Annotated in this window: 11 protein-coding genes; 6 read left to right on the forward strand and 5 right to left on the reverse strand. The window is 47.0% G+C overall.

Going from position 1 to position 13105, the window contains the following annotated elements:
* Window positions 1–491: 491 nt before the first annotated feature.
* From CLC91_RS10855 to CLC91_RS10865, 3 genes are all read right to left on the reverse strand, one after another.
* Window positions 492–1973, reverse strand: coding sequence for a lipid-binding SYLF domain-containing protein (locus CLC91_RS10855; RefSeq protein ID WP_143812010.1), 1482 nt, complete (start codon window positions 1971–1973; stop codon window positions 492–494).
* Window positions 1974–2093: 120 nt separating this feature from the next.
* A complete protein-coding gene (locus CLC91_RS10860) occupies window positions 2094–3125 on the reverse strand; it encodes an HlyD family secretion protein (RefSeq protein ID WP_095498792.1) in 1032 nt (343 codons plus the stop codon).
* Window positions 3122–3433, reverse strand: coding sequence for an Mg2+ and Co2+ transporter (locus CLC91_RS10865; RefSeq protein ID WP_095498793.1), 312 nt, complete (start codon window positions 3431–3433; stop codon window positions 3122–3124). The genes CLC91_RS10860 and CLC91_RS10865 overlap by 4 nt, the downstream gene beginning before the upstream one ends.
* 168 nt (window positions 3434–3601) lie before the next feature.
* On the opposite strand from CLC91_RS10865, the gene CLC91_RS10870 reads away from it, so the two are divergent.
* The 4 genes from CLC91_RS10870 to CLC91_RS10885 all read left to right on the forward strand — a co-directional run bounded on the left by CLC91_RS10870 (window position 3602) and on the right by CLC91_RS10885 (window position 7860).
* Window positions 3602–4540, forward strand: a complete 939-nt coding sequence (locus tag CLC91_RS10870; protein WP_095498794.1) for a LysR family transcriptional regulator — start codon at window positions 3602–3604, stop codon at window positions 4538–4540.
* 90 nt (window positions 4541–4630) lie between these two features.
* A complete protein-coding gene (locus tag CLC91_RS10875; protein WP_095498795.1) occupies window positions 4631–4870 on the forward strand; it encodes an OadG family protein in 240 nt (79 codons plus the stop codon).
* 44 nt (window positions 4871–4914) lie between these two features.
* Window positions 4915–6720 (forward strand): sodium-extruding oxaloacetate decarboxylase subunit alpha, encoded by a 1806-nt coding sequence (gene oadA, locus CLC91_RS10880; protein ID WP_095498796.1) that lies wholly within the window; start codon window positions 4915–4917, stop codon window positions 6718–6720.
* A gap of 9 nt (window positions 6721–6729) precedes the next feature.
* Complete coding sequence (locus tag CLC91_RS10885) at window positions 6730–7860, forward strand: sodium ion-translocating decarboxylase subunit beta (protein ID WP_095498797.1); 1131 nt, start codon at window positions 6730–6732, stop codon at window positions 7858–7860.
* Between the two features lie 3 nt (window positions 7861–7863).
* On the opposite strand, the gene CLC91_RS15040 is transcribed toward CLC91_RS10885, so the two are convergent.
* Together CLC91_RS15040 and CLC91_RS10890 are read right to left on the reverse strand one after the other, a co-directional pair.
* Window positions 7864–8031: a hypothetical protein gene (locus CLC91_RS15040; RefSeq protein ID WP_179287559.1), complete on the reverse strand. Its 168-nt coding sequence runs from the start codon at window positions 8029–8031 to the stop codon at window positions 7864–7866.
* 68 nt (window positions 8032–8099) lie between these two features.
* Entirely contained in the window at window positions 8100–9380 is a 1281-nt protein-coding gene (locus CLC91_RS10890) for a dicarboxylate/amino acid:cation symporter (RefSeq protein ID WP_095498798.1), read from the reverse strand.
* Between the two features lie 297 nt (window positions 9381–9677).
* Here CLC91_RS10890 and CLC91_RS10895 point away from each other — a divergent pair, with 297 nt between their 5' ends.
* Both CLC91_RS10895 and CLC91_RS10900 read left to right on the forward strand, forming a co-directional pair.
* Entirely contained in the window at window positions 9678–10106 is a 429-nt protein-coding gene (locus tag CLC91_RS10895; RefSeq protein WP_095498799.1) for a YqaA family protein, read from the forward strand.
* A gap of 22 nt (window positions 10107–10128) precedes the next feature.
* Entirely contained in the window at window positions 10129–12978 is a 2850-nt protein-coding gene (locus CLC91_RS10900; RefSeq protein ID WP_095498800.1) for a M16 family metallopeptidase, read from the forward strand.
* Window positions 12979–13105: the final 127 nt, after the last annotated feature.

A 13105-nucleotide genomic window follows, 5' to 3' on the forward strand; every position in this document is an offset into this window, starting at 1 on the left:
GCTGAAGGCGCTCCCCTGCTAAGGGAGTATAGGGTTTGTAGCCCTATCGAGGGTTCGAATCCCTCCTTCACCGCCATACAAATAAACCGTCCGTTAGGGCGGTTTTTTTGTATCGGTGATGGGATGAGAGCCCGAGAAGAGGGTCGACAAAAGGGCAGGAAAGCCCTTTTGAATCGCCGCAGGCGCCCGCAGGGGCAGCGACAGGACGTCGCTGAATCATCCCTCCTTCACCGCCATACAAATAAACCGTCCGTTAGGGCGGTTTTTTTGTATCGGTGATGGGATGAGAGCCCGAGAAGAGGGTCGACAAAAGGGCAGGAAAGCCCTTTTGAATCGCCGCAGGCGCCCGCAGGGGCAGCGACAGGACGTCGCTGAATCATCCCTCCTTCACCGCCATACAAATAAACCGTCCGTTAGGGCGGTTTTTTTGTATCGGTGATGGGATGAGAGCCCGAGAAGAGGGTCGACAAAAGGGCAGGAAAGCCCTTTAGTTAAAATCGATAATTAAGTGACGAGATAAATTGTTGTTTATCACTGCTCTTATAGCCGATTTCAGCGGATATCGACCACACTTTGTTGAAGTTATAATTCGCCCCTACTAGCATCATCCACTTATCGATATTTTCTTGTCGTATTTTATAGTCGATGTACTCGTTAGGCTCACCAACGGGTAAATAGTGTTTACCGATTAAAGTTAAGTCGCTGTCTAAGTAGCTGGCGCCAATATAGCCATCGATGCTGTGGCCGCGACTCCAGCTAAATTGCTTGCCAATACGAGCGGACGCATTTAAGACCAATTCTTGGGCATTAGCTTTGTCCATTTCTATGTAACTGAAAGATACTGGGACGGCGATAAAGAAGTCATTCCAACCTGCGGCTAATACGGTACCTAATGTGTAGTTATAACCATCAAGATCAACGTCAAGTGGTACATGAACCGATCCGTCTTTCAAAAAATCGTAAAGTTTTTGGCAAAGCGGTTGTGGTGGGAAGGGTTTGCACTCGAGTCCAATTTGATCAATTAAGTCATTACCATCGAGCTCAAATTCAATGTGAGCCGTACCTGATACTTTACCTACGCTGGCAAAAAGATTCATGAACGGAAATAGCCAGGCATCGACTTTTAGTTGCGGTGACCTCGAGTGGGACGAATTATTATCAAAGGTAACAAACATCATTGGAATGCGCCCACGGTCCCAAAAACTAAAGCCGGCTTCTAACTCGGTTATGGTCATCGTTTGTTTGGTCTCTGCATAGATCAAGCTAACGCCATAAGGGTTTGGCAGGTCATAGCCCTTATCAACAACATCTTGGGCGAAAAATGGCAATGCTCGGTGCCATTGCAGCGCTTCTCGCTCATTATCTTTGTTGACTTTATTGGCAACCCTCGCTTCCCCGACGGCGGTTTGTGTTAATTCTTTATTTATCGATAACGTTCGAAATTGATAGGTGCCAACGACCGCTTGGTCATCAACGTGATAAACATAGGTTTTATAAGGCCAGTCTCCGGTAATCTGGTAACTGCCCTCGCCAACTTCATCGTTATCTAGGCCATGGGTTTCGTTGGTAAAGCCTGCCTTATAGCCACCGTCAAGAAATTCCTGCAATTCCTGCTCGTTAGCAAACAATGTCAAGGCTTGGTAGTGGCCATAAGCAAGCCCAGCGCCTAAATCAAAGCGGTTAATGTTTACGTAGGTTGTGGTGTGGGTTTGATTATTATAGATAACGCCTATGCCTTTTCCTGCGCCAACGATTGGGGCTTTAAAGCGTGACATAAAGGTCGCTAAATAAGCGTAGGATTGAGCGGTTTGCTGTTGGATGTCGGGAACGTGTTGGGATAGGGATTGCTTGAGCTGGGTTACGTCGGCTGTGATATTTTGCCGAGCTTGGCTAGCCTCCTGTGGGGATAAGGTGCTGCTGCAACCGCTTACCATCATCGCGCTGATTACTATCCATATAAACCAAGTGCGCATAATTCCTCAATGCATCTCTATTGCTGCCTGTTTTACCCATGATGTTAATCAAAAGTTAGTTTCGCTGCAATGACAAAGAGGGGAAGATTGGCGCTGAAGCAGCGCCAATGTATTGATGGATTACAGAGCGTTGAGATAAGATTTAGCCGATGCCAGTCGAACCGTTGCTGCACCAATGATGTCGAGAAAACCCAAAGCGCTGTATGGTTTATCTGCGCTTATCCATGCGGAACCGGTTGCTCCGATTGGCAGCATGGCCATGGTCTGTTCGTCCAGTTCAAGGATAACTGTGCGTCCTAAACTTGGAGCACCTCGCTGAACGTGAGTCGAAACCGCTTGCTCTGTTGGGATTATGCTTCCTTGAGACTCACCGGTGGCATCGACAATAGAATGCACACGAGCTCTAAACACTTCACCAGGATACGCGTCTAGATAGAATTCCGAAAATTGCCCTTTATTGAGATTGCGGTATGCCTGATCGGGCATGCGCACTTCAACAAACTTAGCGTCGGTTTTCCAAAGGTGCAGTGAGCCTACTCTGGAACCATCAGCTATATAGATATGGGTTACCATGCCGTCGAAGGGCGCGGTTACGGTTAATCTATCCAATTCGAATTGCTGAGTTTGCTCTTTCGCCAAGAGACCATCGTATTTCGCTTTAAGTACTTCCAACTCAGCTTTAAAGATCTCAACGTCGTCTTGAGAGGCTTCGAGGTCTTGGATGCTGACGTGATCATCTAAGTTGGCGTTGCGTTTGTAATCACGCTTAGCTTGCGCAATTTCAACCTTTTTGGCTTCTATGCTTTTTTGAACTTCATTTTGAGCGGCTTTTATTTCAGCAATAGCACCGCTCACCTGGTCGTCTTTTAGGGTATAAAGCACATCTCCTTTCTTAACGACTTGGTTATGATCAACATACACGGTGTCGATGTGTTGACCAAAGGTCGGAGATAACACAGCATGGGGCGCTTTAACCGTGGTCGAGCCGGTGAGGTCAACCGGAGAATACAGACGATGCGCTGCAAATAACGAATACGCCAAAAATATCCCAATGCCCACCGTGGTGACATAGTTTTTTGGTGTCTTGGCTAACACACCAAAACGAAACAGTAACCAGCAAATAAGCACATAGGGCAGCATTATCTCTTTCATGCTTGCGCTCCTTTAATCCATTGTTGAATTTTGTCCCAGTCGGTCACTATGATGAGCACCGCGATAATCCATAAGGGTTTAACAAAAAGCCCCATGATACAGAGCCAAAAAACTAAGCTTGCCTGGCTCATGCCGCGCTCTTTAGCCAGCTTCTTAGGAATACTGTGCACCTGCCATAACTTAGCAATGCACCATATAACGATGCCGAGTGTGACTAGGATGACGAACCACATAAAACCGACGGAATCCAATAGCGGATACACCGAAGGTAATTGTTCAAACTCTAATGACGAAGGATGAATTTTCATGATGCTTAATACCGTCCTTTCGAAACGTGAAGGTTTAATTACCTACAACAGGTAACTTGTTGCCGCTGATAATACGGCAGCTATTGATATTAGTTAAATGAAGTTAGTAGATATTAGAAATTAATTTTATTAATATCATGATGAGTTAACTGAATAGATGAGCGACTCATGGCCCACCCAAATTTCGATTACAATTTATTGAAAGTACTCAGAGTGCTCATTGAAACCAAGAACACTCGCGCTGCGGCGGAGTTGCTGCATATCAGTCAGTCCGCAGTCAGTCATTCGTTAAAGCGTTTACGGGATGCGTTCGATGATCCCTTGTTTACTCGCCAACGTCATGGACTGATCCCTACCCAACGTTGCCTTGAAATATCACAGCAGCTGCCGCAACTTAAGTTGGTTCTCGATGGCTTGTTTAATCAACACGATAGATTTGATCCCAGAACCCTCACCACAGAAGTTAAAATCGGAATTACGTCGGCCTTATCACATGCCGTGGGTACCCCCTTGTTTAACCGCTTATTGATGCAGGCACCTAATGCCAGTTTTGAGCTAATGGATTGGAGTTGGCAGACAGAAAAAGCTTTGCTGACGGGTGAGTTACACGCGGCCATTGGCTTTGGGCCGTTAATGCTATCTAAGAGCGTGCGCCAGCACCAATTGCCTGAAAAGCCTTATTTAATCTGTGTAAGAGACAACCACCCTTTATTAGCGAAAGAGCAGGTTACCTTAAGGGACATCGCTCAATATCCATTGATTGGATTGCGCAGTCCAGATTGGCGCGCGAGTTTTCAAACGGCTGAAGATTTAATACTTCGTGAAGGGCTTGAACCGCAAGTGCTACTTAAATCAGACAGTATGTTGACCTGCTTTAGTGCATTGCGACAGTCCGATGGCTTTTTCCCCATCGTTTCTTTGAGCACACTACCGGATGGCATAAAAACCATAAACCTCAGCCCCGGTATGCCCTCAGATAACAAGCTTTTGTACTTGTTTTATTCCAACGAACTAACCGGAAGTGAGTACCACCAATGGCTTTTGTTTGAAATCATTGAATTTTTCAACGAAGACGAGGCGAACATTAAAATTGGTAATACCAATTGACAAATTCTTGGCATTTGTTTGCATCTTTGTTAACTTGTTGGCTAAAAATTGGGCGAGAACTCGACTAACAAGCCCCCACAAGGAGTTATTGTGAATGACATCTCAGAGCTATTAGCACAAGCGGGATCCTTGATGCTTTTAGGAATGGGCCTAGTGTTCATCTTTCTAAGCCTATTAATTGGCACGATAACGGTCATCGCTTGGAAGTTTGCACCGCAAAAACAACCCACTATTGAATCATCAGTATGCGTAAACCGTGAATTACAGCCTGGCGCTGATACCGTTGCGGCTATTACTGTTGCCATCGCGCATTACCGAAATCGCACTTAACCCAATCGCTTTTAAGAAAAACAAGAACAATGGAGTTGTTGTAAATGAATAAGCCATTAGCATTAACTGAGCTGGCCTTGCGCGACGCGCATCAGTCTTTACTCGCTACTCGATTACGAATCGAAGACATGTTACCCATTGCACCTACCATCGATAAAGTGGGATTTTGGTCTGCTGAGAGCTGGGGTGGCGCTACGTTTGACGCCTGTATTCGCTATTTAGGAGAAGATCCCTGGGAGCGCATTCGTGAACTGAAAAAAGCCATGCCTAACACGCCTCAACAAATGTTATTAAGAGGCCAGAATTTATTGGGTTATCGTCACTATGCTGATGACTTGGTTCATAAATTTGTCGAGCGAGCGTTTGACAATGGCGTTGAGGTATTTCGAGTCTTTGATGCCATGAATGACGTTCGCAATCTGCAACAGGCGCTTGCAGCGGTTAAAGAGGTTGGTGGTCATGCACAAGGCACCATTTCCTACACCACATCACCGGTTCACAATTTAGACGCTTGGCTAGACATGGGCAAGCGCTTGCAAGACTTAGGTTGTGACTCTATTTGTATTAAAGACATGGCAGGCCTATTAAAGCCGTTTGACGCGTATGAACTCATCAGCCAGTTAAAAGCGCAAACGGGATTAACTTTGGCGCTGCACTGCCACGCTACCACAGGCTTAAGCGGTCCTACCTATCAAAAAGCGATTGAGGCGGGTGTCGATGTCTTGGACGGGGCCATCAGCTCAATGAGTCAAACCTATGGTCACTCCGCCACTGAAACCATGGTCGCGATTGTGGAAGGTACCGAGCGAGATACTGGCTACGACATGGCCTTGTTGGAAGAAATTGCCGCCTATTTTCGCAAAGTTCGACAAAAATACGCCCAATTTGAAGGTGGGTTGAAGGGGATCGACGCACGAATATTAACCGCTCAGGTACCCGGTGGAATGCTCACCAATATGGAAAATCAACTGCGAGAGCAAGGGGCAGCCGACAAACTGGACGCCGTGTTGGCTGAAATACCCAGTGTGCGAAAGGATTTGGGCTATATCCCATTGGTGACACCGACTTCTCAGATTGTGGGCACTCAAGCGGTGTTAAACGTATTAACGGGTGAACGTTATAAGTCGGTCACCAAAGAAACGGAAGGTGTATTAAAAGGTGAGTATGGCGCTACCCCAGCGCCGGTAGATGCCGCTTTGCAACAGCGAGTTCTAAAAGGTGAACAAGCCATTAGCTATCGACCTGCTGACCGATTATCGCCGGAATTTGAATCGTTAACCGCCGAGCTCACTGAAAAAGCAAGCGCTCAAGGCATACGACTATCGGATAATCCAGAAGACGATACTTTGACCTACGCACTGTTTCCACAAATCGGGTTAAAGTTCTTAGCCAATCGCGATAATCCAGAGGCGTTCGAGCCCGCTCCGGTCAACAGCACACCAGCTTCCAATGTCAATCAAGCGGCCACAACACAAGGCCCTGAAACCTATGATGTGGTGGTTAATGGTCAAACATATTCGGTGAGTGTTGGACCCGAGGGAAGCTTAGCGGACATTCAACCCATAGTGGCACCGACTGTGAATGCGCCTGTAGCAACCGCCCCTGCACAAACCGCGACTCCGGCCGCTGCTCAAAATGCGACCACCATGGCCGCGCCTTTGGCAGGAAACATTTTTAAGGTGTTGGTTAAGGCTGGACAACAGGTCGAGCAGGGTGATTTGGTCATCATTATGGAAGCCATGAAAATGGAGACTGAGATTCGCGCTGAGCGTTCTGGAGAGGTGGCTCAAGTCATCACTAAAGAAGGTGATGCGGTTAAAGTGGGCGATGCCCTGTTAAACATTGGATAGGTGACAGGCATGGAAGGATTAGCGGCTTTTTGGGCCGAAACGGGTATTGCGCATTTTGAGCTAGGGCAAATTTTCATGATAGCCATTGGCTGTGGTTTGCTTTTCTTAGCCATTGTTAAAGGCTTTGAACCCTTATTACTGTTGCCCATGGGCTTTGGTGCGATTTTAGCCAATATACCTAATGCCGGCTTTACCGATCCCGGAGGCGTGCTGTATTACATCTATCATGTGGGGGTTGAAACTGGGGTATTTCCGCTGCTGATATTTATGGGTGTTGGTGCCATGACCGACTTTGGTGCGCTCATTGCCAATCCAAGAATGTTGTTGTTAGGAGCGGCGGCTCAATTTGGTATCTTCGCGACCTTGCTTGGTGCCATTGGCTTGAACTTGGTTCCTGGTTTCGAGTTCAGTCTGCAAGATGCTGCAGCCATTGCCATCATTGGCGGTGCTGACGGCCCAACCGCCATCTTTTTGGCATCGCGGCTGAGTCCTGACTTACTTGGGGCCATAGCGGTTGCAGCATATAGCTACATGGCGTTGGTGCCCATCATACAACCCCCAATTATGAAGGCGCTTACCAATGAAAAAGAACGCCAAATTAAAATGGAGCAACTGCGAGAAGTCTCGAAAACTGAAAAGATCTTGTTTCCGTTAGCCGTGTTGTTGGCCACCATTTTGTTTTTACCAGCAGCAACTCCATTGGTTGGCATGTTCTGTTTGGGTAACCTAATGCGAGAATCTGGTGTGGTGGAGCGCCTGTCGCAAACCGCTCAAAACGAACTGATTAATATCGTTACCATCTTTTTAGGGCTTGGGGTAGGCTCTAAGCTGTCTGCCGATAAGTTTTTGAACATCGAAACCTTAGGTATTTTAGGTTTAGGTGCGGTTGCGTTCGCCATTGGTACCGCCTCTGGGGTATTGATGGCTAAGTTAATGAGCCGCTTAAGTGGCGGCAAAATTAATCCTTTATTAGGCGCAGCCGGGGTGTCGGCAGTGCCCATGGCGGCGCGAGTGGTTAATAAAGTTGGGCTGGAAGCCAATCCACAGAATTTCTTGTTGATGCACGCAATGGGACCCAACGTCGCTGGTGTGTTAGGCTCTGCGGTAGCAGCGGGGATCTTACTTGCTGTTCTTGGGTAAACGCTACTTCGTTAACCACAGCAGCAAGGTAAAGAAAGCGACAAAGAAGGCCGTTGCAATGGCAATGTAACGGTACCCTTTTAACCCTTGCTTTAAGTTCCAACCGTTAGCCAAAAGATACAAGGTCCAAAGTAGGGCAATGGCTAACGGAATTAAAAACAGTCTCGACACGTATCACCTCAAAAACTTAAAAGGCCCCTGCGTTGGGGCCTTTTCCAACCATTGTTTTAGCTTAACGATTATGCCTGCGGTTGTGAATGGGTTTGCTTAATATCACCCTGTCCATCTTGGTTGAGCAGGTCGCCGTTAAATACATCAACATCGACCAATCCCTCGGATTTTCCTACAACCACAGCGGTCATCATGTCACCGGTTACGTTAGTGGCAGTACGTATCATATCGATAATACGATCGATGGCGGCAATAAAGGCGATGCCTTCTAACGGCAGTCCTACTGCATTTAAGGTAACGGTGAGCATTACCATGGCTGAGCCAGGGACGCCCGCAGTGCCGATGCTGGCAACCGTGGCGGTAACCATAATAAGCAAATATTCTGTCCACGCTAAATCGATGCCATATAACTGGGCGATAAAAATTGCGGCAATGGCAGGGTAAATACCTCCGCAACCGTCCATATTCATGGTGGCGCCCAGCGGCAGTACGAAGCTTGAATATTGCTTAGATACGCCCATGCCTTCGGTTACGCACTTATTGGACATTGGCAAGGTGCCATAGCTTGAGGCCGTCGTAAACGCCACAATTTGAGCCGGAAACGCTTTCTTGAAAAACGTAATCGGATTAAGTTTTGCCACGAATTTAACCAAGCCGCCGTAGACAAACAGAATGTGAATGAGACAGGCTAAATAAATGGCGCCAATGAACTTCGCTAACGGCAGCAGTGTTTCTAAGCCATAAGCACCCACAACCCAGGCCATCAAACCAAATACGCCAATCGGGGTAAGCTTTAACACGTATCGAGTGATTTGATACATGACTTCGGCGCCAGATTGAATGAAACGCTTCATAGGTTCGCCTTTTTCACCAATGGCGTTTACTGAAAGTCCCACGAAAATAGCGAACACAATGATTTGGAGTACCTTGCCTTCAGCTAATGCGGCAATGGGATTAACCGGAATCATATCGATAATGATTTGACTGAAGCTGGGGATAATACGCTCATTTACTTGCGCGGCTTCTAATTGCATGGTGGAGCCAAGATCAAGCCAAGTGCCGAGGCTCAATCCAATGACTGACGCCACGGTTGCCGTAAACATAAACATTAATACGGTTTTAAACCCCAAGCGTTTTATGTCGCTGCCATTAGACAAATTAGTGAAGCTTACTGCGATGGCAAAAAACACCAAAGGCGCTACTAACATTTTGATGAGTGCGATAAAGCCATCACCTAATGGTTTCAGAGCGGTTGCTTGCTCGCCAAAGATTACGCCAGCGCTCACACCGAGGGCAAAACCGAGCAATACTTTTTGCCAAAATGGCAACTTCCAAATCTTTTCAAACATTAATGTCATCTTTTTATATTATCGAACCAATATGAATACCGTTAAGGCGAGCCAGTTTATCCGTCTATCTCAACCGAAACCATCTGAAAACCTTATAACATATACCGTTTTGATGGAACCTATTAATAGTATGTTAATCTTCCTGACAGCTATTGCTGTATTGTGGTTAGGTGTCGGTTAATAGGCGGAGAAAGGCTTTGATTTGTTACAGTTTGCGATGAACTCTTAATTAGGAAACATGAGGTTACAATTGAAACTTTTATTCGATGAGGTTCTTTAGCAGTGTTACGGGACTTAATGAGCGTTGAGGCATGGTTAATGTTCAGCGCGGCATTCACGGCGGCGACCATATTACCGGGTGGTTCGGAAGCGGTGTTGATTGGTTTATTGAGCCGAGTGCCGGATATGGCGCTGTTGCTGTTGCTGGTGGCCAGCCTTGGTAACACTTTAGGCTCGATGACCAGCTATTTATTGGGCCGACTTGGGCGCATGAAAATAACGCCGGAGCAATTACAACAAGCAAAATATCAACGGGGTGTTCGTTGGCTGCAACAGTATGGTGTCTGGGCGTTGTTAATGTCATGGGCTCCTGTTATTGGTGACGTACTGTGCATTTTAGCGGGTTGGCTAAAACTGCCTGTTGCACTAAGCTCCATTATGATATTAATCGGTAAAACAATTCGTTACAGCATAATTGTGGCGCTAACGCTGCATTGGTTTGGTTGATTGAAAGAGGTTTAGACCTGTTATGAAACTATGGATAGCGGCCGCCTTTATAGGCGCAGCAGTGAGCGGGTGCTCAGGCAATAACAATTCAGCGAACGCTGATGTAAGCAATTTGCCCGAGGGTATAACGTTAATTGAAAGCGTTAACAGTAACCCAGGTGGATTGGTGATTCCTTATGAAAAGTATCAGTTAGACAATGGCCTAACTGTTATTTTAGCAGCAGACAATTCCGACCCCTTGGTGCATGTAGATGTTACCTACCACGTTGGCTCGGCTCGTGAACAAGCTGGTCGCTCAGGTTTTGCTCATTTATTTGAGCACATGATGTTTCAAGGCTCAAAGCATGTGGGTGACGATCAGCACTTTAAGATCGTGACAGAAGCGGGTGGCACCATGAACGGTACCACCAATTCCGATCGCACCAACTACTTTGAAACCGTACCCAAAAACCAATTGGAAAAAATGCTGTGGCTGGAATCGGATCGAATGGGATTCTTATTACCGGCAATCACTTCAGAAAAATTCGAGGTTCAGCGAGAAACGGTCAAAAATGAGCGGGACCAGCGCATTGATAATCGCCCTTACGGAAGAATGGGAGAACGCACGGCGGCCGCATTGTATCCAGAAGGTCACCCTTATTCCTGGCCCGTCATTGGCTGGCCTGCGGATTTAGATGCCGCACAAGTTGACGATGTACGTCAGTTTTTTGCCCGTTGGTATGGTCCTAATAACGCCACGTTAACCATTGGTGGCGACTTTGAACGCGCGCAAGCGCTGGCTTGGGTCAGCAAGTATTTTGGCTCAATTCCAAGAGGGCCAGAAGTTAATGCCCAGCCCAAAACCATGGTAACGCTGGATGCTGATCGTTATATCTCAATGGAAGACAAGGTTCACTTGCCGTTATTAATGATCAATATGCCAACCGTGTACGCTCAGCATGAAGATGAGGCGGCGCTGGATTTATTAGCAGGCATTATAGGCGGCGGTAAAACCTCGCTCTTGTATAAAAACTTGGTTAAGTCGGGTGCGGCGGTGCAAGCGGCTGCGAATCACCCGTGTCGAGAGTTGGCCTGTACCTTTACTTTTTACGCCTTGGCGAATCCAGCAGTTTCACCCAAGCTCGCCGACATGGAAACGGCCATTAGAAACTCCATCAAAGAGTTTGAACAACGGGGTGTGAGCGACGATGACCTGTTAAAAGCGAAAGTGCAGTTTCGTTCCAGTACAATTTTTGGTTTGCAAAGTGTTTCGGGTAAAGTGTCTAAGCTTGCCTATAACCAAACCTTCTTTGATAACCCCAACCTCATTCAAACTGAGCTAGACCGCTACGATAGCGTTACCAAACAAGACGTGATGCGTGTATTCGAGAAATACATCAAAGATAAGCCTATGGTGCTGATGAGCGTGGTGCCCGAGGGAGCCACCAGTTTGGTGGCCAAAGCGGATAACTTCGAAATACCACAGCCGTTAGTAGCGACTGGCGCCCATGCTAAACCGGTCGCTCAAGCCGATATCAAAGATAACTTTGACCGCTCGATTATGCCTCCGGCTGGCGACAACCCTCAGTTAACCGTGCCAAGCCTGTGGAGCAGCAAGCTCGATAACGGTATCGACGTTATGGGTACCCAATCTTCTGAGACGCCGACTACTGAAATTTTGGTTTACTTTGAAGGTGGGCACCGTCTTGAAAGCCTGGAACAAGCTGGCGTTGCTAGCTTAACAGCGGCCATGCTATCCGAAGATTCGCAACAGCGCACAGCTGAAGAGCTTACTTTAGCGTTGGAGAAACTTGGCTCGTCTGTAAGTTTTTCTGCAGGAACCACTAACAGCACGTTGCGGGTATCCAGTTTAACTGAAAATCTCGATGCAACCCTTGCCATTGTGCAAGAGCGCTTGTACCAACCTAGGTTTGCGAAAGACGACTTTGCTCGCTTGCAGCAACAAACACTGCAAGGGTTGCAACACAATCAAACCGATCCAAATTGGATGGCAAGAACCGCCGAGGCGCGCATTTTCTATGGTGACAATAACATCATGGGCATACCGTCCTCAGGCACCATGGACACCGTGAGCAAAATGACGGTTAAGCAGGTGCAGCAGTTTTATGCGGAACAGTATCAAGCGGCTAAAGCTAAAGTGGTGATTGTTTCTGATCTTTCCCAAGCAGCTATTGCGCCGAAACTTAAGTTTTTAAATGACTGGCAGGGCGGAGAGCCGGTTCAACTAACCCCAATGACCTTGCCTAAACTGGCGGGTGGTACCCTCTATTTAGTCGATAAACCGGGTGCGACTCAGTCGGTTGTCAGCCTATTCAAACGAGCCATGCCCTTTGATGCAACCGGAGAGTATTTTAAAGCGCGCTTAATGAACTATCCATTAGGCGGCGCCTTTAACAGTCGTATCAATATGAACTTGCGTGAGGATAAGGGCTACACCTACGGCGCGCGTTCTGGGTTTGCAGGTAACCAAGAGGTAGGCAAATTCTCTGCAGGCGCATCGGTAAGAACGGAGACCACTGCTGCGTCTATCACCGAGTTTGTCAATGAAATCCGTGGATTTTATGATGCTGGCATTCAACCGGATGAGTTATCCTTTATGCGCTCATCCATAGCGCAAGGGCAGGCTTTACGATATGAAACCGCTTATCAAAAAGCCGGCTTTATCCGCCAAATTCAAAAGTATCAACTGCCGTTAGATTATATTGATCAGCAAGCCAACATTATTGCCAATATATCCAAATTAGAGATTGATGCATTGGCGAAAGAACAGCTTAATGTGGATGACATGGTCATTATTGTGGTGGGCGATAAATCGGTGATTCAAGAAAGCCTGCAACCCTTAGGTTTCACGATTAAGGAAATGCAGCTGTAACCAACCAGTGCTCACTTGCACAGCCGTTATTCGGGTTCATTTGGCGACAAATGAACCCGTTTCATTATCACGTTTCGGTTTTTCTTGGGAGACTGATGGAAAACTGATAAAGTGAGCTCGAGCCTAA

Origin of the sequence: Paraferrimonas haliotis, from assembly GCF_002282895.1 — a bacterium.
Taxonomy (GTDB): domain Bacteria; phylum Pseudomonadota; class Gammaproteobacteria; order Enterobacterales; family Shewanellaceae; genus Paraferrimonas; species Paraferrimonas haliotis.

Excerpts from the sequence above, each read along its gene's own strand:
- CLC91_RS10855 (WP_143812010.1), bottom strand. The coding sequence starts at position 1,973 with ATGCGCACTTGGTTTATATGGATAGTAATCAGCGCGATGATGGTAAGC.
- CLC91_RS10860 (WP_095498792.1), bottom strand. The coding sequence starts at position 3,125 with ATGAAAGAGATAATGCTGCCCTATGTGCTTATTTGCTGGTTACTGTTT.
- CLC91_RS10865 (WP_095498793.1), bottom strand. The coding sequence starts at position 3,433 with ATGAAAATTCATCCTTCGTCATTAGAGTTTGAACAATTACCTTCGGTG.
- CLC91_RS10870 (WP_095498794.1), top strand. The coding sequence starts at position 3,602 with ATGGCCCACCCAAATTTCGATTACAATTTATTGAAAGTACTCAGAGTG.
- oadA (WP_095498796.1), top strand. The coding sequence starts at position 4,915 with ATGAATAAGCCATTAGCATTAACTGAGCTGGCCTTGCGCGACGCGCAT.
- CLC91_RS10885 (WP_095498797.1), top strand. The coding sequence starts at position 6,730 with ATGGAAGGATTAGCGGCTTTTTGGGCCGAAACGGGTATTGCGCATTTT.
- CLC91_RS10890 (WP_095498798.1), bottom strand. The coding sequence starts at position 9,380 with ATGTTTGAAAAGATTTGGAAGTTGCCATTTTGGCAAAAAGTATTGCTC.
- CLC91_RS10895 (WP_095498799.1), top strand. The coding sequence starts at position 9,678 with ATGAGCGTTGAGGCATGGTTAATGTTCAGCGCGGCATTCACGGCGGCG.
- CLC91_RS10900 (WP_095498800.1), top strand. The coding sequence starts at position 10,129 with ATGAAACTATGGATAGCGGCCGCCTTTATAGGCGCAGCAGTGAGCGGG.